General features: G+C 72.6%; 20 protein-coding genes and 1 tRNA gene. 8 read left to right on the forward strand and 13 right to left on the reverse strand.

The genetic code is table 11. The annotated features are described in order from the left end of the window. Window positions 1–11 precede the first annotated feature (11 nt). Complete coding sequence (locus ACFYXU_RS06215; RefSeq protein WP_389456664.1) at window positions 12–899, reverse strand: aminoglycoside phosphotransferase family protein; 888 nt, start codon at window positions 897–899, stop codon at window positions 12–14. Window positions 900–1030: 131 nt separating this feature from the next. On the opposite strand from ACFYXU_RS06215, the gene ACFYXU_RS06220 reads away from it, so the two are divergent. After that, window positions 1031–2419 carry an NAD(P)/FAD-dependent oxidoreductase gene (locus ACFYXU_RS06220; RefSeq protein ID WP_376516433.1) on the forward strand — a complete coding sequence of 463 codons (1389 nt, stop codon included), beginning with the start codon at window positions 1031–1033 and terminating at the stop codon, window positions 2417–2419. Between the two features lie 158 nt (window positions 2420–2577). On the opposite strand, the gene ACFYXU_RS06225 is transcribed toward ACFYXU_RS06220, so the two are convergent. Both ACFYXU_RS06225 and ACFYXU_RS06230 read right to left on the reverse strand, forming a co-directional pair. After that, window positions 2578–4674, reverse strand: coding sequence for a restriction endonuclease (locus ACFYXU_RS06225; protein WP_389456667.1), 2097 nt, complete (start codon window positions 4672–4674; stop codon window positions 2578–2580). 79 nt (window positions 4675–4753) lie between these two features. Then, window positions 4754–4827, reverse strand: a tRNA-Thr gene (locus ACFYXU_RS06230). 182 nt (window positions 4828–5009) lie between these two features. On the opposite strand from ACFYXU_RS06230, the gene ACFYXU_RS06235 reads away from it, so the two are divergent. From ACFYXU_RS06235 to ACFYXU_RS06245, 3 genes are all read left to right on the forward strand, one after another. Continuing rightward, window positions 5010–6107: an ABC transporter ATP-binding protein gene (locus ACFYXU_RS06235; protein WP_376509675.1), complete on the forward strand. Its 1098-nt coding sequence runs from the start codon at window positions 5010–5012 to the stop codon at window positions 6105–6107. Window positions 6108–6325: 218 nt separating this feature from the next. Beyond that, the gene (locus tag ACFYXU_RS06240; protein ID WP_329849871.1) at window positions 6326–6736 is read left to right on the forward strand and encodes a hypothetical protein; all 411 of its coding nucleotides are present in this window, start codon (window positions 6326–6328) and stop codon (window positions 6734–6736) included. 67 nt (window positions 6737–6803) lie between these two features. Then, window positions 6804–7520 (forward strand): nucleotidyltransferase family protein, encoded by a 717-nt coding sequence (locus tag ACFYXU_RS06245; protein WP_361392779.1) that lies wholly within the window; start codon window positions 6804–6806, stop codon window positions 7518–7520. Window positions 7521–7657: 137 nt separating this feature from the next. On the opposite strand, the gene ACFYXU_RS06250 is transcribed toward ACFYXU_RS06245, so the two are convergent. From ACFYXU_RS06250 to ACFYXU_RS06275, 6 genes are all read right to left on the reverse strand, one after another. Further along, a complete protein-coding gene (locus ACFYXU_RS06250; protein WP_389456669.1) occupies window positions 7658–9226 on the reverse strand; it encodes a DoxX family membrane protein in 1569 nt (522 codons plus the stop codon). Between the two features lie 137 nt (window positions 9227–9363). Then, complete coding sequence (rlmB, locus tag ACFYXU_RS06255; protein WP_329849867.1) at window positions 9364–10323, reverse strand: 23S rRNA (guanosine(2251)-2'-O)-methyltransferase RlmB; 960 nt, start codon at window positions 10321–10323, stop codon at window positions 9364–9366. Window positions 10324–10399: 76 nt separating this feature from the next. After that, window positions 10400–11800, reverse strand: a complete 1401-nt coding sequence (cysS, locus tag ACFYXU_RS06260; RefSeq protein ID WP_376509680.1) for a cysteine--tRNA ligase — start codon at window positions 11798–11800, stop codon at window positions 10400–10402. An 81-nt stretch (window positions 11801–11881) separates the two neighbouring features. Beyond that, window positions 11882–12391, reverse strand: a complete 510-nt coding sequence (gene ispF / locus ACFYXU_RS06265) for a 2-C-methyl-D-erythritol 2,4-cyclodiphosphate synthase (protein WP_389407603.1) — start codon at window positions 12389–12391, stop codon at window positions 11882–11884. Next, window positions 12381–13130, reverse strand: a complete 750-nt coding sequence (ispD, locus tag ACFYXU_RS06270) for a 2-C-methyl-D-erythritol 4-phosphate cytidylyltransferase (protein ID WP_389456672.1) — start codon at window positions 13128–13130, stop codon at window positions 12381–12383. The genes ispF and ispD overlap by 11 nt, the downstream gene beginning before the upstream one ends. 312 nt (window positions 13131–13442) lie before the next feature. After that, window positions 13443–13925 (reverse strand): CarD family transcriptional regulator, encoded by a 483-nt coding sequence (locus tag ACFYXU_RS06275; RefSeq protein WP_003953493.1) that lies wholly within the window; start codon window positions 13923–13925, stop codon window positions 13443–13445. Between the two features lie 641 nt (window positions 13926–14566). Between ACFYXU_RS06275 and ACFYXU_RS06280 the strand changes: the two genes are divergently transcribed. Beyond that, entirely contained in the window at window positions 14567–15211 is a 645-nt protein-coding gene (locus ACFYXU_RS06280) for a DUF461 domain-containing protein (RefSeq protein ID WP_384574758.1), read from the forward strand. Between the two features lie 93 nt (window positions 15212–15304). Here the strand turns inward: ACFYXU_RS06280 and ACFYXU_RS06285 are convergent, their stop codons facing one another. Together ACFYXU_RS06285 and ACFYXU_RS06290 are read right to left on the reverse strand one after the other, a co-directional pair. Further along, window positions 15305–15985 (reverse strand): response regulator transcription factor, encoded by a 681-nt coding sequence (locus ACFYXU_RS06285; protein ID WP_017242433.1) that lies wholly within the window; start codon window positions 15983–15985, stop codon window positions 15305–15307. Beyond that, complete coding sequence (locus ACFYXU_RS06290; RefSeq protein ID WP_376509686.1) at window positions 15982–17211, reverse strand: sensor histidine kinase; 1230 nt, start codon at window positions 17209–17211, stop codon at window positions 15982–15984. Before ACFYXU_RS06290 ends, ACFYXU_RS06285 begins: the two co-directional genes overlap by 4 nt. 265 nt (window positions 17212–17476) lie before the next feature. On the opposite strand from ACFYXU_RS06290, the gene phoU reads away from it, so the two are divergent. Together phoU and ACFYXU_RS06300 are read left to right on the forward strand one after the other, a co-directional pair. Next, window positions 17477–18157: a phosphate signaling complex protein PhoU gene (gene phoU, locus ACFYXU_RS06295; protein WP_024756335.1), complete on the forward strand. Its 681-nt coding sequence runs from the start codon at window positions 17477–17479 to the stop codon at window positions 18155–18157. A 91-nt stretch (window positions 18158–18248) separates the two neighbouring features. Beyond that, window positions 18249–18401, forward strand: coding sequence for a hypothetical protein (locus ACFYXU_RS06300; protein WP_361392768.1), 153 nt, complete (start codon window positions 18249–18251; stop codon window positions 18399–18401). Window positions 18402–18449: 48 nt separating this feature from the next. Here the strand turns inward: ACFYXU_RS06300 and ACFYXU_RS06305 are convergent, their stop codons facing one another. After that, window positions 18450–18917: a GNAT family N-acetyltransferase gene (locus ACFYXU_RS06305; protein WP_389407606.1), complete on the reverse strand. Its 468-nt coding sequence runs from the start codon at window positions 18915–18917 to the stop codon at window positions 18450–18452. A 58-nt stretch (window positions 18918–18975) separates the two neighbouring features. On the opposite strand from ACFYXU_RS06305, the gene ACFYXU_RS06310 reads away from it, so the two are divergent. Next, window positions 18976–19494 carry a hypothetical protein gene (locus tag ACFYXU_RS06310; protein ID WP_389456674.1) on the forward strand — a complete coding sequence of 173 codons (519 nt, stop codon included), beginning with the start codon at window positions 18976–18978 and terminating at the stop codon, window positions 19492–19494. 34 nt (window positions 19495–19528) lie between these two features. Here ACFYXU_RS06310 and ACFYXU_RS06315 read toward each other — a convergent pair whose 3' ends face one another. Further along, window positions 19529–19819 carry a hypothetical protein gene (locus ACFYXU_RS06315; protein WP_376509692.1) on the reverse strand — a complete coding sequence of 97 codons (291 nt, stop codon included), beginning with the start codon at window positions 19817–19819 and terminating at the stop codon, window positions 19529–19531. Window positions 19820–20009: the final 190 nt, after the last annotated feature.

The raw sequence follows: 20009 nt of genomic DNA on the forward strand, positions 1-20009 counted from the left end.
CCTGCCCCGGATCAGGCCCTTCCCGCCAGCAGGATCCGCGCGGCGGCGACCTGCTCGGGGTCGAGGCGCGGCTCGCCGTCCTCGACGTCCCAGAGCCCGTTCTGCAGGACCCGCCCCAGCGTCCAGGCCACGGCGCGCCGCCGGTCCCCGACGACCTCGGCGAGCAGGTCGAACCGCCACAGGAGCCGGTCCGGGTCGAAGCGGTCCATCAGGGCCGGCAGCAGGTCGAAGCCCGGGTCCCCGGCGAGCGGCTTCGGGTCGATGGCCAGCCAGGGTTCCCGGTCGGCCGCCAGGACGTTCCCGAAGTGCAGGTCCCAGTGGAGCAGCCGGTCGCCCGGCTCGCCCGCCACCTCCCGTACGGCCGAGGCGCAGTCCCGCAGGACCGCCGCGTCGTCCGCGCCGAGCCGCGCCGCCGCCTCGGGGACGTCCGCGAGCATCCCCGCCGCGATGTCCGCGAGGGTCCGCAGCCCCGGCGGCGCCGGGACGGCCACGAGCCGGGCGAGGAGGTCCCTGACGATCCCGAGGGCCTCGTCGGTGTCCGCGACGGAGGACAGCGGCCGGGCCTCGTCGAGGCGTTCCAGGAGCATCGTCCCGGTCGCGTCGTCCAGGTCGAGGAGCCGGACCGCGCCCGCCCCGTCCCAGACGCGCAGGCCGACGGGCTCCCCCTCCGACTCCTCGTCGAGGAGCTGCATCTTCAGCGCGGCGCGCGTGCCGTCGGCGTCCCGCACCACCGGCAGCACCAGCGAGGCCACCCCGTACATCGAGGGCCCGGTGACCCGCAGCCCCCACCGGCCGAGGAACTCCTCGGCGCGCGCGGGCAGCCCGGCGACGAACGCCCGCCCCGCCTCACCGTTGTACTTCGCCTGCGACTGGGCCAGTTCCTCCGGTACGTCGATCACCCGACGACCCTAGACACCGGCACCGAGCGGCGCCTGGGATATTCGGCGCGCGGGTCCGCCGCGACGGCTGTATCCAGGAGGCGAGGCCACCGGTAACGTCCCGCCCACGCATCCGGAATCCAGGGGTACACATGAGCACGGTCAACGGCGGCATATCGTTCTGGTACGCGCAGGAGGGCGCCCCCGCGCCCCGCGAACCGCTCCCCGGCGACACCACCGCCGACGTCTGCGTCGTCGGCGGCGGCTACACCGGCCTGTGGACCGCCTACTACCTCAAGAAGGCCGTCCCCTTCCTCAACATCACCGTCCTCGAAGCGAAGTTCTGCGGGTACGGCGCCTCCGGCCGCAACGGCGGCTGGCTCTACAACGGCATCGCGGGCCGCGACCGCTACGCGAAGCTCCACGGCCACGAGGCCGCGGTCCGCCTCCAGCAGGCCATGAACGCCACCGTCACCGAGGTCCTCGACGTCTGCGCGACCGAGAAGATCGACGCCGACCAGCACCGCGGCGGCGTCCTGGAGGTGGCGCTCTCCCCCGCCCAGCTCGCCCGCCTCAAGGCCTTCCACGCCGCCGAGGCCGCCTTCGGCGAGACCGACCGGGAGCTGTACGGAGCCCGCGAGACGGCCGAGCGCGTCCGCGTCGCCGGAGCCGTCGGCTCCTCGTGGACGCCGCACGGCGCGCGGCTGCACCCCGTGAAGCTCGTCCAGGGCCTCGCGGACGCCGTGGAGGCGCTCGGCGTCACCGTCCACGAGTCCACCCCCGTCACCGAGATCCGGCCCAAGCACGCGATCACCCCGTACGGCACCGTCCGCGCCCCGTACGTGCTGCGCTGCACCGAGGGATTCACCGCCTCCCTGGCCGGCCAGCGCCGCACCTGGCTCCCCATGAACTCCTCGATGATCGCCACCGAGCCCCTCACCGAGGCGCAGTGGGAGTCCGTCGGCTGGAACGGCCGCGAGACCCTCGGCGACATGGCGCACGCCTACATGTACGCCCAGCGCACCGCCGACGGCCGCATCGCGCTGGGCGGCCGGGGCGTCCCGTACCGCTTCGGCTCGAAGACCGACAACGACGGCCGGACCCAGCCGCAGACGATCGAGGCGCTCCGCGAGATCCTGATCCGCTTCTTCCCCCAGCTGGCGGGCGTACGGATCGACCACGCCTGGTCCGGCGTCCTGGGCGTCCCCCGCGACTGGTGCGCCACCGTCACCCTCGACCGCAGCACCGGCCTCGGCTGGGCCGGCGGCTACGTCGGCTCCGGGGTCGCCACCGCCAACCTGGCCGCCCGCACCCTGCGCGACCTGATCCAGCAGGACTCCGGTCAGTCGGGCCCCACCGACCTCACCGCCCTGCCGTGGGTGAACCACAAGGTCCGCAAGTGGGAGCCGGAGCCGCTGCGCTGGCTCGGCGTCCAGACCATGTACGCGGCCTTCCGGGGCGCCGACCGCCGCGAGGCGGCCGGGCGCTCGGCGGAGACGGACCGCGTGGCGGTCCTGGCGAACCGGCTGAGCGGCCGCTGAGCATCGGGGCGGGGCCCCGTCCGGACGCTTCGGGGCGGGGCCCCGCCCGGACGCACCATGCCGGGGCCCGTCCGCCGCGCCCCGCCCGGCCGGACGCTGGGCGAACCGCCTGAGCGTCCGCCGAGCGCCGGGCCGCGCCCCCCACCCCGCCGTCTCCCCTACTCCACCTCGATGCCGAAGTCCCCCACGAGCTCCTCCAGGCCGCCCCCGTACCCCTTCCCGCCGAGGACGAAGTCCCAGTCGCCGCCGGCCCGGCGCCGGAACGAGCCGAGGACCAGCGCCGTCTCCCCCGGCCGCCCGTCCGACACCTCCAGCCGGTCGAGCTCCGTGCCCGCGTCGTCCCGCAGCCTGATCCCGGCCTCCGTGAAGCCGCCGAGGTCCGCGTCCGGATTCACCTCCGGGTCCACGGCCGCCACCAGGACCAGCCGGTCCGCGCGGGCGGGCAGCGCGTCGAAGCCGACCCGCACGGCGGCCCGGTCACCGGGCGCCGCCGCCACCATGGCCACCGAACCGTCGGGCGTCGCCGGGTTGTTGAAGAAGACGAACCACTCGTCGCCCAGGACCCGGTTCCCGGCGCAGACGAGCGCGCAGACGTCCAGGGCCGCGGACCCCGACCACACCATCCCCAGCAGGTTGAAGTCCTCGGAGGCCTCGGCCGGCGGGGAGACCGGGACGGGCGCGGGCGCCGCCGCCCCGCGGGCGGGCCCGCCCAGCCGGCCCCGCAGTCCGTGCTGGTGCAGCAGGTCCACCAGCTCGGTCCCGGGGATCAGCGTCAGCGGCTTGCCGTTGGCGAAGGTGTACGAACCGGGCCCGAACTTCGAGGTGGTGACCAGCACCCCCTTGTTGGCCCCCTGGTCCTGCACGGTCCCGTACAGGTCCCGCACCGCGCTCGGCGGCACGGTGTTCCGGTAGCGCTTGACCTGGACCACGATCGACCCGCCGCTGATCGGGTCCGGGTCGAGCGCGTGGACGTCGACCCCGCCGTCCCCCGACCGCTGCGTGGTCACCGCCTGGAGCCCCCGCGCCCGGAAGAGCTCGGCCACCAGCCCCTCGAAGGCGATCGGGTCCATGGCGAGCAGGTCGGGCTCCTCCCCGTCCCCCTGCACCACCACGTCGGAGCCGACCTGTCCCGGCTCCCGCAGCGGCGCGACCGCCGTCCGCTCGTCCGGCCTGGCCGACAGGCGTCCGGCAAGCGCCCCGGTCAGGCACTCGACGGCCCCCACCCGCTCCAGGTGCAGCCGGTCGAACGCCGGCCGCTCCACCACGACCGACGCCACGCACACGCGCGCGGCGCGCCCGGTGGCGGGATCGACCCCGCCGACGTACCCGTTCAGCGCCACCCCGTCGAGCGCCCCGAACCGGTCGGCGGCGAACAGCTCCCGCACCGCGAGCAGTACGCTCTGCGCCAGCACGTCCCGGTACAGCGCCCGCCGCTGCGTCACCGGCCTCGGGACCTCCTTGTCCTGGTCGGTGCTCGGCAGGTACTTGACGCCCTTGGCCTCGGGAACGACCTCGTACCCCGGCAGGTCCCAGTCGAGGACGAGCGCCCGCCCGGCCCGGTCGTAGGCGGCCGACACCTCCCGGGGGAAGCCGTCGGGCCAGGCGGTCGACGCGAAGAGCACGGCGGTGAAGTACTCGACGACGGTGTCGGGGTCCCCGTCCCGCAGGGCGGCCACGGTCCCGTCGATCCCGCTGTTCTGGGCGCGTATCTCGGCCCGGCGGGCGGCGGCCCATTCGTCGTACGCGCGCCGGTACGCGGCGAGTTGCTCGACCCGCCGCGCCTCGGCGGCCTGCGCCGCGTACCAGTCGTGCTCGAACCTGGCCCGCGCGTCCCGCTCGGCCTGTGCCCGCCCGGACGCCGTCCAGGCCCCCTGCGGCTGGTAGTGCCGCTGGTCCGGCAGGGCGACGGGCTCCCCCAGCGGCCCGGGGGAGAACGGCTCGACGCCCTCCTCCCGCCGCAGCGACTCCACCGCGAAGGCGGGCGCCCGGCAACCCGTCGCGAGCAGTGACTCCAGGAGCGCGACCCGCCGGTCGATCTGCTGGGTCCGCCGCAGGGCGTCGGCGTCCCGCGCCTGCCGGTACGCGGCCCGCTGCTCGCGCCGCATCCGGGCGACGTCCCGCTCCCGCGCCCGCTGCGCCCGCTCGGCGTCCCGCTGCTGCCGCAGCAGTGCCTGGTGCTGCCCTTCCCGCTCCCGCTGCGCCACCCGCTGCTGCTCGGCCCACACCCCGATCAGCCCACCGGAACGCCGACTCATCCGCGCACCCCTCCCCAGATCTCCCCGGTGACGACGGAGGGCCCCGGACGCTTCGCGCGTCCGGGGCCCTCCGTCACAGAGCCGCCTGTCGGAATCGAACCGACGACCTCAAGATTACAAGTCAAGCGCTCTAGCCAACTGAGCTAAGGCGGCAGCGAGTGAAGTGTAACCAACCCGGCCCCGGCGGCGGTCGGAAATCTCACGGCCCCGCGCATGCTGACAGATCGGGCACCGGACGGTAGCGTCACCCCCAGTTCACCCAGGTGGACTAGACCTCAATCCTTCCTTTACTCGGATCGTCCGGCACGTTCCTGCCGGTGAAGGGACACATCACCATGGCTTCCGTCACGTTCGACAAGGCCACCCGGGTCTACCCGGGTGCCACCACGCCCTCCGTCGACCAGCTCGACATCGAGATCGCGGACGGCGAGTTCCTCGTCCTCGTCGGCCCCTCCGGCTGCGGCAAGTCGACCTCCCTGCGCATGCTCGCGGGCCTGGAGGACGTCAACGCCGGCTCCATCCGCATCGGCGACCGCGACGTCACGCACCTGCCGCCGAAGGACCGGGACATCGCGATGGTGTTCCAGAACTACGCGCTGTACCCGCACATGACCGTCGCCGACAACATGGGCTTCGCCCTCAAGATCGCCGGTGTGAACAAGTCCGACATCCGCGCCAAGGTCGAAGAGGCCGCGAAGATGCTCGACCTCACCGAGTTCCTGGACCGCAAGCCGAAGGCGCTCTCCGGCGGTCAGCGCCAGCGCGTCGCGATGGGCCGCGCCATCGTCCGCGAGCCGCAGGTCTTCCTCATGGACGAGCCGCTGTCGAACCTCGACGCCAAGCTCCGCGTCTCGACCCGTACGCAGATCGCGGGTCTCCAGCGCCGCCTGGGCATCACCACGGTCTACGTCACCCACGACCAGACCGAGGCCCTCACCATGGGCGACCGCGTCGCCGTCCTCAAGGACGGTCTGCTCCAGCAGGTCGACTCGCCGCGCAACATGTACGACAAGCCCGCCAACCTCTTCGTCGCCGGCTTCATCGGCTCCCCGGCCATGAACCTGATCGAGGTCCCGATCGTCGACGGCGGCGTGAAGTTCGGCAGCAGCGTCGTCCCGGTGACCCGCGACGCCATCGCCGCCGCCTCGGCCGCCGGCGACACCACCGTGACCGTCGGCGTCCGCCCCGAGCACTTCGACGTGCACGGCGCGACCTCGAAGGACGGCCTGGCCGTCACCGTCAACGTCGTCGAGGAGCTCGGCTCCGACGGCTTCGTGTACGGCTCCACCCGCGTCGGCGGCGAGGACAAGGACCTGGTGGTCCGCGTCGGCGGCCGTGACGTGCCCGCCAAGGGCACCACGCTGCACGTCGTGCCGCGCGCCGCCGAGCTGCACGTCTTCTCGACCTCGACGGGCGCCCGCCTCAGCGACTGAGACCGCCCCCGAGCACAGCCGTACGGCCCCGCGTCCCTCGCAGACGCGGGGCCGTTCGTTTAAAAGGGCGAACCACGGTCTTTCCCCGTGAAACCCCGGCATTCGGGGCCGCGAACCGGTCCCCGCGTCAACACGGGATTCGAAAAGCCGCCTCGAACCATCCCCCGCGAGAGTGACTAAATGTCGCCATATCACTACCGGCCGCTACGCTCGCCTGCGTGACGCACACTGCCCGCCGAATCGGCCGCTCTCTCGCCCTCGTCCTGCCCGTCGTCCTGGTGCTCTCGGGAACGCTCGCGGTGTCCGCCGTTCCGTGGGCCGGTCAGGACTCCGGGACCCAGCTGACGGCGTCCTCCACGGAGGTCTCCGTCCGGGCCAAGTCCCGTGCCCCCCAGGATATTCTCCGCGACCAGCTCCTCGCCGAGCTTCAGGAGAAGGACCCCGGCACGGCCCTCACCCACCTCCAGCGCGAGGTGGAGAACCGGCCCTCGCTCGCCCAGCACTGCTTCTCCATCGCCCGCGCCCTCGGCCGCGCCGCCGTCGAGCAGTACGGCCCGTCCCGCGCGCAGTCCTTCTCCCGCCCGGTCTGCGACACCTCGTACGCGACCGGCGTGATGCGCGCGAGCTGACCGGTTCACGAGGGAGGGGCCGCGAGCTGAACGCCCCGCCGCGTACCGGGCACCTATCGTTCCCCGTATGCACACCACTCCGACGCAGGCCGTGGTCCTGGCGGGCGGCCAGGGCTCACGGCTCCGCCCGTACACCGACGACCGCCCCAAGCCGATGGTCGAGATCCCGGGCACCGGGACCCCGATCATCGGCCATCAGCTTTCCTGGCTGGCCGCCGAGGGCGTGACCGACGCCGTCGTCTCCTGCGGACACCTCGCCGAGGTGCTCCAGGAGTGGCTTGACTCCGCGAACCTGCCCCTGAAGGTGACCACGGTCGTCGAGACCGAGCCCCTGGGCCGCGGCGGCGGCCTCAAGTACGCCGCCGCGCACCTGCCCGCCCCGGACCAGCCCTGGTACGCCACCAACGGCGACATCTGGACCCGCTTCTCGCTGCGCGAGATGGCCGCCTTCCACGCCGAGCGGGACGCCCTCGCGACGCTCGCCCTGGCCCGCCCCCGGATCCCGTGGGGCGCCGTCGAGACCGACACCTTCGGGCACATCACCGACTTCATCGAGGCGCCGCCCTCGCCCTTCCTGATCAACGCGGGCGTCTACGTCTTCTCCGCGGCCTTCACGGAGCTCCTCCCCGACCTCGGCGACCACGAGCGGACCACCTTCCCCCGGCTCGCGCGCGAACGCCGCCTGGCGGGCTTCCCGCTGCCCCAGGGCGCCTACTGGAGGGCCATCGACACCGCCAAGGACCTGACGGAGGCCGCGCGGGAGCTGGCCGCCCAGAAGGCCTGACGGGACAGGCACACGCGAAGGACGGCGCCCCGCCACCCGCGAAGGCCGTGCTCCGACATACGGGAAGGGCGTGCTCCGAAGTACGCGAAGGGCGGCACCGCCGGAGAAGCGGTGCCGCCCTGGTGCGTGCCCGGGGATCAGCCCAGCAGGCCGCCGATCGGGTTCCGGGCGCCGCCCGAGGTCGAACCGCCCTCCGACGGGGTGCTGGTGGAGCCGGTCGAACCGTCGCCCGAGGTGCCGCCGCTGGTGCTCGGCGTGTCGCTGGTGGACGGCGGGGGCGCCGGCTTCGACTGCGTGGGCTTCCGGCTGCCGCCGCCACCGCCGCCGCCGGTGCCGCTCGCTCCCTGCGTGGCCGTCGGACGCCGCTCCTGGGTCCGGGTGGACTCGCGGGTCGTCTCGGTGGGCTTGGTGGTCTCCTCCCGCGTCTCCTCGCGCCGCGCCGGCGGCTCGGTCGTCGCGGCGGCGCGCTCGGGCGCGGTGGAGGCCGCCTTCGAGGGGGCGCGGCGGGTCGGCTCCTGCGGCAGCGGCTGCCCGGGGAGGTGGTTGATCGGGTCGTCGTTGGGGCCCGGGACGGTGACCATCTCGGTGGAGCGGACGGCGCCGCCGAGGACGGAGCCGACGAGCAGGGTGAGGCCGACGACGACGGCGGCCAGGAGGGTGCTGCGGCGGGTGACGCGGCGGCGGAGGTCCCACAGCTCGGCGCGGGGGCCGAGGGTGCGCCAGGCCTCCCCGGCGAGACGGCCGTCGAGGGAGTAGACCGGGGCGCCGGCGATGATCAGCGGGGACCAGGCGGCGAGGTAGATGATGTCGGCGGAGTCGTAGACCGGGACCGTCTTCCAGCTGACGGTCAGGAGCAGGGCGGCGGAGAGCAGGCCGCCGACCACGGCCGCCACGCGCTGCCAGAGTCCGAGGACGGTGAGGACGCCGACGACGACCTGGAGGAAGGCGACCGTGAGCCCGGCGCCCACGGGGTGCTGGAGGGCGAAGTCGCGCAGCGGTTCGGCGAGGGCCCAGGGATGCAGCGAGTTGAGCCACTTCACCATGGAGCCGCGCTCGCCGCCGTCGAAGTAGACGGGGTCGCAGAGCTTGCCCATGCCCGCGTAGATGGAGATGAAGCCGAGGAACACGCGGAGCGGGAGGAGGACGACACCGAGGTTCATCCGGCGCCCGGGGTAGTAGGCGTGCCGGACGTTGTCCTGCCCGTGGCGCTGCGCGCGCCCCCGCGGTTCGTCGGTCTCGTCGTACGTCTCGACGGGCTCCGGCCGCAGCTCGTACAGCTCGTCGTAGGCGCCCTCGGCGCGGCGCATCGGCGGCAGCAGGGGCGGGGGCGCCTCGCCGGGCACCACGGGGTGGGCCATGGTGCTGTCGATGCGCGGGATGGCCTGGGTGTCGCCGACGCCGTGGCCGCCGTGCCCGACGGGCTCCAGCGTGGAGACGGAGGACTCGCGCACCGCCTGAAGGAGGCCGGTCGCGCCCGGCGAGGACTTCCCGGTCCACACGACGGGCCGGCGGCGCGGGCCGCCCCCGCCCACTCCGGACAGGGCGGCGGTACGGGCCGCGAACTTCGGCTGCGGGGCCGGCGCGAGCCGCACACGGAAGCTGGCGTGGTTCACGATCACCTGGGCGGGATCGGAATCCACCTTGACCATGCTCAGCGCGGGCTGATCGTCGAACCCCGGCCGGGGCGTTCTGGTGTCCACACTCATCTAACCGAGTGACGCGCGGTTAGGACACTGCTTTGACGGTTGCCAAATGTCCGAGACCCGTCAAGATCAACGAAGCGGCCCGCGCCCGCCCGAGGGGCCTGACGGCCGGGGGCGGGCGCGGGGACGGTGGTGCGGGCTCAGCCCCGGCGGCGGCGGGCGGCCTCGTAGAGCACGACACCGGCGGCGACACCGGCGTTGAGCGACTCGGCGCCACCCGGCATCGGGATGCGGACGAGGTAGTCGCAGGTCTCGCCGACCAGGCGGGACAGTCCCTTGCCCTCGGAGCCCACGACGATGACGACCGGGCCGCCGAGCGCCTCCAGGTCCTGCACCTCGTGCGTGCCCTCGGCGGCGAGGCCGACGACCGCGATGCCGGCCTTCTTGTACTCCTGGAGGGCGCGGGTCAGGTTGGTGACGCGGGCGACCGGGGTGCGCGCGGCGGTGCCGGCGGAGGTCTTCCAGGCACCGGCGGTCATGCCGGCGGCGCGGCGCTCGGGGATGACCACGCCGTGGCCCGCGAAGGCGGAGACGGAGCGGACGATCGCGCCGAGGTTGCGCGGGTCGGTGACGCCGTCGAGGGCGACGATCAGCGGGTCCTCGTGGTCGTCGTAGGCCGCGGCGGCGAGGTCCTCGGGGTGCGCGTACTCGTACGGCGGGACCTGGAGGACGAGACCCTGGTGGTTCAGCCCGTTGGTCATGCGGTCGAGCTCGGGGCGCGGGGCTTCCATCAGGTGGATGTTGCCGCGCGCGCCGGCGAGCTGGAGGGCCTCGCGCACGCGCTCGTCGTTGTCGATGAACTGCTGCACGTACAGCGTGGTCGCGGGCACGCCGTCGCGCAGCGCCTCGAAGACCGGGTTGCGGCCGACGACCATCTCGCTGGCGCCCTTGGGGCCGCCGCGGCGGGGCGCGGGACGGCGCTTGGCCGCCTGCCGGGCCATCGCGTTGGAGACGCGGTACGCCTTGTGGCCCTTGCGGTCCTCGGCCTTGGGGGTCGGGCCCTTGCCTTCGAGGCCCTTGCGCCGCTGGCCACCGCTGCCGACCGTCGCACCCTTCTTGTTCGACGTGCGACGGTTCCTGCGCTGGCTGTTCCCGGCCATGACTACCTGTTTCCTCTGCTGACGTACAAAGTCTGTAACTGAAGTGTGCCGCCCGGAGTCCCGAGCGGCACGTCTTCTAACGGTTGCCCAGCGTCCAGCGGGGGCCGTCGGGGCTGTCCTCGATGGCGAGGCCGGACTGGGCGAGCTGGTCGCGGATCGCGTCCGCGGTCGCCCAGTCCTTGCGCTCGCGCGCCGACTCCCGCTGCTGGAGCACGAGCCGTACGAGGGTGTCGACGACGCCGTGGAGCTCCTCGCCGCCACCGGTCTCCTCGGCCCAGTGCGGGTCGAGGGGATCGAGGCCGAGGACGCCGAGCATGGCGCGGACCTCGGCGAGGCGGGCGATGGCCTCGTCCTTGTCGTCCGCGGCGAGGGCGCTGTTGCCCTGGCGGACGGTGGTGTGGATGATCGCCAGCGCGTGCGGCACGCCCAGGTCGTCGTCCATGGCCTCGGCGAAGGCCGGCGGCACCTCGGCGGCGGGGGCGACGGTCGTCCCGGCCTTCTCGGTGGCGCGCTGGACGAAGCCCTCGATGCGGGCGAACGCCGACTCGGCCTCGCGCAGGGACTCCTCGCTGTACTCGATCATCGAGCGGTAGTGCGGGGTGCCCAGGTAGTAGCGCAGGACGATGGGGCGCCAGTTCTTCACCATCTCGGAGACGAGGACGCTGTTGCCCAGCGACTTCGACATCTTCTCGCCGCTCATGGTGACCCAGGCGTTGTGCACCCAGTACCGCGCGAACTCGTCGCCGAAGGCCTTGGCCTGGGCGATCTCGTTCTCGTGGTGCGGGAAGATCAGGTCGAGGCCGCCGCCGTGGATGTCGAAGGCGGAGCCCAGGTACTTGTGGGCCATCGCCGAGCACTCCAGGTGCCAGCCGGGACGGCCGCGGCCCCACGGGGTCTCCCAGTCGGGCTCGCCCGGCTTGGTCGCCTTCCACATGGCGAAGTCGCGCGGGTCGCGCTTGCCGGTGATGCCGTCCTCGGCGGGCTGGCGGAGGTCGTCGATGTCCTGGTTGGACAGCTCCAGGTAGCCCGGGAAGGAGCGCACGTCGAAGTAGACGCTGCCGTCCGCCTCGTAGGCGTGGCCGCGCTCGATCAGACCCCGCATCATCTCGATCATCTCGGGGACGTGACCGGTGGCGCGGGGCTCGTAGCTCGGCGGGAGGCAGCCGAGTGCCTCGTAACCGGCGTTGAACGCGCGCTCGTTCTCGTAACCGATGGACCACCAGGCGCGGTCCTGCTCGGCTCCCTTCCTGATGATCTTGTCGTCGATGTCGGTGACGTTCCGGATGAACGTGACGTCGTAGCCGCGGTAGTCGAACCAGCGGCGCATGATGTCGAAGTTCAGCCCCGACCGGATGTGACCGATGTGCGGGGCCGCCTGCACGGTGGCACCACAGAGGTAGATCGAGACGCAGCCCGGCGTGAGCGGGGTGAAGTCACGGATCTGCCGGGCGCTGGTGTCGTACAGGCGAATAGTCACCACTCCAGGGTAGTGGGCGTGTGGTAGTGCCCCGCGACCTGATCGGGGTCACCGATGACGTTTTTCACCGCGCCCGGCGCACTACGGCGTACCGACGGGGTAGACGAGGGCGGTCGCGAGGGCCGCGAGCCCCTCGGCCCGGCCGGTGAGGCCGAGTCCGTCCGTGGTGGTGCCGGAGACGGAGACGGGTGCGCCCGCCGCCTCGCTCAGCGCCTTCTGCGCCTCGTCGCGCCGCTTGCCGACCTTGGGGCGCACGCCGACGACCTGGACGGCGATGTTCCCGATCTCGTACCCCTCGGCGCGGACGATCCGGGCGGCCTCGGCGAGCAGGGTGACGCCGGAGGCACCGGACCACTCGGGGCGCGAGGTGCCGAAGTGGGCGCCCAGGTCGCCGATTCCGGCGGCGGAGAAGAGGGCGTCGCAGGCGGCGTGCGCGGCGACGTCGCCGTCGGAGTGCCCGGCGAGGCCGTACCCGTCGCTGTCGCGGCCGTCCCAGAGCAGGCCCGCGCACCAGAGTTCGCGGCCCTTCTCGAAGGCGTGGACGTCGGTGCCGATGCCGGTGCGGGGAAGCACGGGTCGGTCAGAAGCCATCGTTGGCCCTCCTGCGGGCGAGTACGGCCTCGGCGAGGACGAGGTCGAGAGGGCGGGTCACCTTGAACGCCTCTTCGTGGCCGGGCACGACGACGACGGGCGCGCCGAGCCGCTCGACCATGCCGGCGTCGTCGGTGGCACCGTCACCGGCGAGGGCGATGGTGGCGTGGGCGTCGGCCAGGGTGTCGTGGTCGAAGCCCTGCGGGGTCTGGACGGCCCGGAGGCGGGCCCGGACCGGGGTGGCGACGACCTGCTCGGGGCCGCCGGGCTCCTCGGCCGGCTCGACCTCCTTGACGGTGTCGGCGACGGGCAGCGCGGGGACGACGGCGACGGCACCGGCCTGTACGGCCTCGATGACGGCGTCCACGGTCTCGACCGGCACCAGGGGGCGGGCCGCGTCGTGGACCAGGACCGTCGTGATGCCCCCGGGGAGCGCCTTGAGCCCGAGGTGGACGGACTCCTGGCGGGTGTCGCCGCCGGGGACGACGAGGTAGTCGGTCCGCTCGGGCAGGGCGTGGGCGTCGAGGAGGTTCTTGACCTCGGCGGCGCCGTCGGAAGGGGCGACCACCACCACCAGCGAGACCGCGCGGGAGGCGGCCATCGCGCGGACGGCGTGGATCAGCATGGGGGTGCCGTTCAGCGCGCGGAGCGCCTTGGGGGCGCCCGGGCCGAGGCGTACGCCCCGTCCGGCGGCCGGGATCACCACGGCGGTACGACGGGGACGCACTTCGTCTGACATCGGTTGCACTCCGGCAGGTTTGTTTCCGCGGCCGACATGGGTAGGGGCTTCACCGTGCCGGACGCACCGCCTTGACCGGGCCCTTTCCGTGACGACGGTCGAGGCGTGGCCGCGTGGGCACAGGGGTTCGGGTGGAGAGAAGTACAGGGGGTGCGGGTTACTTCAGCGGTGCGGTGTATTCCGGTGCGACGCGCGCGTACGCTCCGCGGACGTACGCGGACATGCCGCAGCGCCCGACGGCAGCACTGTGTGGATCACAGCACGCCAGCGGGCACCGCGGCATCGCTTCACTGCTTCACTTGGGCTTCGCGCTCAGGACGCGAGGACCTCGTCGAGGAGGGCCTCGGCCTTGTCCTCGTTCGTGTTCTCCGCGAGAGCCAGCTCGCTCACCAGGATCTGGCGAGCCTTGGCGAGCATGCGCTTCTCACCTGCGGAGAGACCGCGCTCGCGCTCCCGACGCCACAGGTCGCGCACTACTTCGGCGACCTTGATGACATCGCCGGAGGCGAGCTTCTCGAGATTTGCCTTGTAGCGACGGGACCAGTTCGTCGGCTCTTCGGCGTACGGCGCGCGCAGCACCTCGAAGACCCGGTCCAGCCCGTCCTGACCGACCACGTCGCGAACACCGACGAACTCCGCATTGTCCGCCGGCACACGAACCGTCAGGTCGCCCTGCGCGACCTTGAGCACCAAGTAGGTCTTGTCCACGCCTTTGATCTGGCGAGTTTCGATGGCCTCGATCAGCGCGGCCCCGTGATGGGGATAGACCACGGTGTCGCCAACCTTGAACGTCATGTGACAGGTACCCCTTCCGTGGCTATCCAGGGTAACACGGATTCGGCTTCTTCTGAATGACGTTTTCGCAGGTCAGGGCATATCTCGGGGCTTGACAACGGTGACACGGACGTGCTGCGGAGGGCCTCCGGAGGGCGGTATTCGCAGGTCGGAGCCGCTGCGCGGACGGAGAGAAACGCGCACGTTACACGTACCAGGAGCCCCTCCAGGATGGCTCGATGTCCCGTTTTGTCTGGTTCGGAGGGGGCTTCTTCGCCTACTCCGTTCGAGGATCGACCCCTCGTACGGACGCATGTCGGGGTGATTCCCGAAATTGATCAGTGGACATCAACCGACACGCGTGCGGGGTTTTCCGCGGGGGCGGCTCGGCGGAATGCGGCGGCACCTCCGAATTGATCAAGGCGGTTATGTGAACAACAGGTCAATGGGTCGTGATCCAGCCACATGAACCGGCGCGTCTCCGTCGACCGGAGGGCCGCCGCCGGGCGCCCCGTGGGCCCACCCGGGGACGGCCGTGACCGGTTAGGGGCGGGTCGGGTGCGGGACGCGGAGTGAGGCTCGGTAACCTAAGCGCGCTGACACACCTTTAGCTGTCCCTTAGTTCCCACGCCCGTCCGTACGTCCTAGGAGATGCCGCCGCCGTGAGCCGCAGCCTTCGACGCGGCGCCCTCGCCGCCACCGCCATCGTGTTCTCCGTCGCCGCCCTCTCCGCCTGTGGCGCCGGCAACGACGCGCAGACGCTCGAGATCCGGCCGGACAACGCCGCCGTCACCGTGGATGACGTCAAGATCCAGAACGCGCTGGTCATCACGCAGCCCGAGCCCGGCGTCAAGGGTCCGGCCGCCGTCTCGGCCACCGTCTTCAACAACGGCGGCCTGCCGCAGACCCTCGACGCGATCCGCCTGCCCGGCACCGCCTCCGTCGTGAAGCTCCAGGCGGCCGGCGGCTCCGGTCCGGTCGTCGTCCCCGCCCACGGCTCGGTCGTCATCGGCGGCGCGGGCAACGCGTCCGCCGTGATCGAGAACGGCGCCGCGTCCGCCCGTGACGGCGACGCCCAGAAGGTCGTCTTCCAGCTCAGCCGGACCGGCGAGGTCGCCCTGAGCGCCTTCGTCGTCCCGGCGAAGAGCTACTTCAAGGAGTACGGCCCGACCGTCGTCCCGGCCCCGCCGGCCGCCCCGGGCACCACTCCGAGCGCCACCGCGTCCCCGTCGGGCGACGCCGAGCACGGCGCCGAGCACGGCGCGGAGACCCCGGCCGCGGGCGAGACGACGCCGGCCGGCCACTGACGCCCGCCGCGCGCTCCACGAGCACCACGCCGAAGGGGCGGCCCCTCCCAGCTGGGAGGGGCCGCCCCTTCGGGGTTGTGGGGTCGGTACGGCCTACGGCTCGAACTTGTAGCCCAGGCCGCGGACCGTCACCAGGTAGCGCGGCGCGCCCGGGTCCGGCTCGATCTTGGCGCGGAGGCGCTTGACGTGGACGTCGAGGGTCTTGGTGTCGCCGACGTAGTCCGCGCCCCAGACCCGGTCGATGAGCTGCATACGGGTCAGCACGCGGCCCGCGTTGCGCAGCAGCATCTCCAGGAGGTCGAACTCCTTCAGCGGCAGGTCGACCTTGCCGCCCGAGACCGTCACCACGTGGCGGTCGACGTCCATGCGGACCGGGCCGGCCTCCAGGGCCGCCGGGGTGACCTCCTCCGGCTCCCCGCGGCGCCGGAGCACCGCGCGGATGCGGGCGACCAGCTCACGCGAGGAGAAGGGCTTGGTCACGTAGTCGTCGGCTCCTATCTCCAGGCCGACGACCTTGTCGATCTCGCTGTCCTTGGCGGTCACCATGATCACCGGGACGTTCGAGCGGCCGCGCAGCTGGCGGCACACCTCGGTACCGGGCAGACCCGGAAGCATCAGGTCGAGGAGGACGAGGTCGGCTCCGTTGCGCTCGAACTCGTCGAGGCCGTCGGGCCCGGTCGCCGCGACGGCGACCTCGAAGCCCTCCTTGCGGAGCATGTACGACAGGGCGTCGCTGAAGGATTCCTCATCCTCGACGACGAGCACTCGGGTCACGGAAGGACCTCCGGGGCGGGAAGCGGTTCGGTCATGAGATCTGGGGTGGGGGAGGAGGCGGGCCGGCGGTCCCGTACGGCGCCCGCCTCGGGCAGCCGCAGGGTGAAGGTGGAGCCCTGGCCCTCGGTGCTCCAGACGGTGACCTCGCCACCGTGGGAGGCGGCCACGTGCTTGACGATGGCCAGGCCGAGACCCGTACCGCCGGTGGCACGGGAGCGGGCCGGGTCGACCCGGTAGAAGCGCTCGAAGATCCGCTCGCGGTCCTTCTCCGAGATGCCGATGCCCTGGTCGGTCACGGCTATCTCGATCAGGTCCCCGCCGGGCGCGGCGATGTGGCGGGCGGCGATGCCCACCCGGGTGCGGGCCGGGGAGTAGTTGACGGCGTTCTCGACGAGATTGCCGAGGGCCGCGGCGAGCTGGCCCCTGCTGCCCCAGACGTGGAGGTCGGCGGCGCCGCCGGAGACCATGGTGATCTGCTTGGTGGAGGCGGGCTGGCGGGAGCGGTCGATCGCCTCGGCGACGAGCTCGTCCACGGACACCGGCTCGGAGTCCTCCAGCGGGTCGTCGTTCTGGACGCGGGAGAGGTCGATGAGCTCCTGTACGAGGTTGGTCAGGCGGGTCGCCTCGATCTGCATCCGGCCGGCGAAGCGGGTGACCGCCTCGGGGTCGTCCGAGGCGTCCATGACGGCCTCGGAGAGCAGCGAGAGCGCGCCCACGGGTGTCTTGAGCTCATGGCTCACGTTCGCGACGAAGTCGCGCCGTACCGCTTCGATGCGACGGGCCTCGGTGAGGTCCTCGACCAGGAGCAGTACGAGCCGTGAGCCCAGCGGGGCGACCCGGGCGGAGACCGCGAGGGCCTCGCCGCGTCCTGTGCCGCGCCGGGCCAGGTCCAGTTCGACCTGCCGTATCTCCCCGTCGCGCCGGGTGTCGCGGGCCATGTTGAGCATGGGTTCGACGGCCAGTTTGCCGCCGCGGACCAGGCCGAGGGCGTACGCCGCCGAGCTGGCCTTCACCACGGAGTCGCTCTCGTCGAGAACGACCGCGGAGGAGCGCAGCACGGACAGCACGGTGTCGACGCCGGGCGGGAGCACGGCGTCGGTGTGCAGTGAGGTACGGGTGGGTCGCGCCTGGTCGCGTTCGCTCCAGCGGAACGCCAGCATGGCGATCACGCCGGTGCACACTCCGGCGATCGCTGCCAATGCGGCGACCGCCGCGTTCACGTCCATGGCTCCAAGGTTATGCGGCGTCGACGACACTCTCCCAGCCGTCCGAGTGGCTCCTCGAACAGTCGTCGCCCAGAGTTCACCGTGGAGACGGGGTTGGTTCATTTGCCCCGGCGGCCGAGGTGGCGCGTGTCGCCCAGAGTTCACCTGGGGGAAAGTGCCGGTTCACATCAGGGGGTGGAACCGGACGCACAGGGGGCCGAACGTGGGAGCGTGGGGGTCCGATGCCCCACCCGGACCCCCGGAGCTTTGCGGAGAGAGGGACACCATGCGGGACGCGTACCACGAGGAACTGGACTCGATCGGCGAGAGCCTGGTCGAGATGGCCCGGCTCGTCGGGTCGGCGATCGGGCGCGCCACGACGGCCATGCTCGACGCGGATCTCAAGCTCGCGGAGAGCGTGATCGCGGCGGACCAGAAGGTCGACGACCTCCAGCACGACCTGGAGGCGCGGGCGATAGCGCTGCTCGCCCGTCAGCAGCCGGTGGCGACGGACCTGCGGATCGTGGTGACCTCGCTGCGGATGAGCGCCGACCTGGAGCGCTCCGGCGACCTGGCGCAGCACGTGGCGAAGCTGGCGCGGCTGCGGTTCCCGGACACGGCGGTGCCGAGGGACCTGCACGCGACGATCCTGGAGATGGGTCAGCTGGCGCAGCGCCTGATGGCGAAGGCGGCGGAGGTCATCATCACGAAGGACGTCGACCTGGCGCTCCAGCTGGAGCAGGACGACGACGAGATGGACCTGCTGCACCGGACGCTCTTCCAGCACCTGATGGACGACCGGTGGAGGCACGGCATCGAGACGGCCGTGGACGTGACGCTGCTCGGCCGGTACTACGAGCGGTTCGCGGACCACGCGGTGTCGGTGGCGAAGCGCGTCGTGTACCTGGTGACGGGCGAGCACGCGGACGAGCTCCAGGCCGCGGACGCGCCGGTGGAGGGCGCGTAGGCGCACGGGCGCCGATGCGCCGTTGATGCGCCGGTCCGAGTGGGCATGCAATGGGGGGAGGCGAAGCTCGCCTCGAAAGGGAGGGACCCCCATGGCCGAATCCCCCATGACGACCGAATCCGGGGCGGAGGAGCCGCGCGAGGCGGTGTTCCTGCCCGTGCTCGGCGCCTGCGGCTGCGGCTCGGGCTGCGGCTGCGGCTGCCAGTCGGGCGCGCCGTGCCAGTGCGGGGGCTGCTCCGGCTGACCGGTGAGCGGGCGGGGGCGACAGCCGCGCCCCCGCCCCGTACCGCTGTCAGACGTCGAGCACGGCGACGGTCTGACCGCCGCTGAGCTCGCCGGTCGGGCGGAAGCCGAGCTTGTCGTAGAAGGCGCCGGGGCCGTCCTCGCCGGGCTCCCAGGTCACGTGGAAGCGCTGCTCGCCGCGCCGGCGCAGTTCCTCACGCACGGCCTCGACGGCGAAGCGTCCGTAGCCCTTGCCCTGGGCGTCGGCGGAGACGTTGAGGCGCCAGAGGCCGCTGCGGCGGTCGGCGGGGTCCTTCTCCTCGTTCCAGGGGAGGTCGAGGAAGGCCATGAGGAACCCGACGAGCTCGTCGCCGTCGAAGATCAGCCGGGGCCAGGCGTGGTCCCCGAAGGCGTACGCCTGCGCGAGGGAGCGCACGACGGGGGCGACGTTCCGCTCCTGATGGGGGTGGACGCGCAGGGCGAGGGCGGCGTCGACGTTGGCGGGGGTGATCTGCTCCAGGCGGAGTGACGTGCTCATGGGCAGGACGGTAACGATTCGACGGGATCACCGTGCGGGATTGTCGGACCGTACGACGATGAGGCTCATGATCACCTGGCCGCGCCGCGCGCTCCCGACCGCCGTCTGTCTGCTCGCCCTCACCGGATGCACCGTCCCGGTCGCGGGCGTCACGGGCGTCACCGTGTCCGCGCGGGGGGAGCCGCTGGGGGTGCTGCTGGTCTGCCACGACCGGATCGACACGGCGGTGCTCCACCCCGACGACCCGGCGGAGCGGGACACGGAGGACGCGGGGGAGCCGGAGTGGACGGACTCGTGGACCGCGGAGGAGCCGGTGACCGCGTACACGACCTGGCCTCTGACGGCGCCGGCCGGGGGCGGCGGCCTGACCCGGGACGCGGCCCCGCACGCCCTGGAACCGGACCGGCTCTACCGGGTGTACGGCACGACCCGGGACAACTCCTGGTCGACGGACGCCCACTCCTTCACCCTCGCGGACCTGAAGAGGCTGCGCCCGGACCAGGTCGCCTACACGGACGGCGACGAGGTCCGGACGACGACGCTGACGGACTTCCGCACGCGGGCCTGCGAGAACTGAGGACCCTGAGGCAGCCGCGCGACGCCGCTCCCTCTCATTCGCGAGCCCAGTCGAAGGGCATCGGTGCGCCCTGCGGCACGACCCACGGGTGCGGATAGCGCGCCCGGCAGCCGGTGCACCGCGCGACGAACGGACCGACCTCCGGGTTCGTCAGCACGCTGTAGTGAAGGGAGGGCTGGGCCGGAAGCGGGTGCCCGTTCGCCGTCGACTCCAGGCCGGGCCACTCCGGCGAGCACACGCAAGGCCGTTCCACGGCGAACAGCTCGCCGTCGGAGTCTTCGGCCGTCCGCCGGAAGAGCCTGGCGAGGTTCTCACGCACCGACACAGCCGGCCTCCGTTCCACACAGCCCGAACCCCGGCGTGGGCCGAGGGTATCCGAGGTCATGGAGCGGCTGGGCTGGAGCCTCCACGACCTGTCGAAGCCCGCGCCCGCCGCGGCCGGTGCCGCTTCCCCCCCTGACGGCCCCCGCGCGCGAAGAAGCCCCCGCCCCGCGGAGAAACCGCGGGGCGGGGGC

The sequence above is a fragment of the Streptomyces sp. NPDC002232 genome (assembly GCF_042890295.1).
Taxonomy (GTDB): Bacteria; Actinomycetota; Actinomycetes; order Streptomycetales; family Streptomycetaceae; genus Streptomyces.

Excerpts from the sequence above, each read along its gene's own strand:
- ACFYXU_RS06220 (WP_376516433.1), top strand. The coding sequence starts at position 1,031 with ATGAGCACGGTCAACGGCGGCATATCGTTCTGGTACGCGCAGGAGGGC.
- ACFYXU_RS06225 (WP_389456667.1), bottom strand. The coding sequence starts at position 4,674 with ATGAGTCGGCGTTCCGGTGGGCTGATCGGGGTGTGGGCCGAGCAGCAG.
- ACFYXU_RS06235 (WP_376509675.1), top strand. The coding sequence starts at position 5,010 with ATGGCTTCCGTCACGTTCGACAAGGCCACCCGGGTCTACCCGGGTGCC.
- ACFYXU_RS06245 (WP_361392779.1), top strand. The coding sequence starts at position 6,804 with ATGCACACCACTCCGACGCAGGCCGTGGTCCTGGCGGGCGGCCAGGGC.
- ACFYXU_RS06250 (WP_389456669.1), bottom strand. The coding sequence starts at position 9,226 with ATGAGTGTGGACACCAGAACGCCCCGGCCGGGGTTCGACGATCAGCCC.
- rlmB (WP_329849867.1), bottom strand. The coding sequence starts at position 10,323 with ATGGCCGGGAACAGCCAGCGCAGGAACCGTCGCACGTCGAACAAGAAG.
- ispF (WP_389407603.1), bottom strand. The coding sequence starts at position 12,391 with ATGGCTTCTGACCGACCCGTGCTTCCCCGCACCGGCATCGGCACCGAC.
- ispD (WP_389456672.1), bottom strand. The coding sequence starts at position 13,130 with ATGTCAGACGAAGTGCGTCCCCGTCGTACCGCCGTGGTGATCCCGGCC.
- ACFYXU_RS06275 (WP_003953493.1), bottom strand. The coding sequence starts at position 13,925 with ATGACGTTCAAGGTTGGCGACACCGTGGTCTATCCCCATCACGGGGCC.
- ACFYXU_RS06290 (WP_376509686.1), bottom strand. The coding sequence starts at position 17,211 with ATGGACGTGAACGCGGCGGTCGCCGCATTGGCAGCGATCGCCGGAGTG.
- phoU (WP_024756335.1), top strand. The coding sequence starts at position 17,477 with ATGCGGGACGCGTACCACGAGGAACTGGACTCGATCGGCGAGAGCCTG.
- ACFYXU_RS06300 (WP_361392768.1), top strand. The coding sequence starts at position 18,249 with ATGGCCGAATCCCCCATGACGACCGAATCCGGGGCGGAGGAGCCGCGC.
- ACFYXU_RS06305 (WP_389407606.1), bottom strand. The coding sequence starts at position 18,917 with ATGAGCACGTCACTCCGCCTGGAGCAGATCACCCCCGCCAACGTCGAC.
- ACFYXU_RS06310 (WP_389456674.1), top strand. The coding sequence starts at position 18,976 with ATGAGGCTCATGATCACCTGGCCGCGCCGCGCGCTCCCGACCGCCGTC.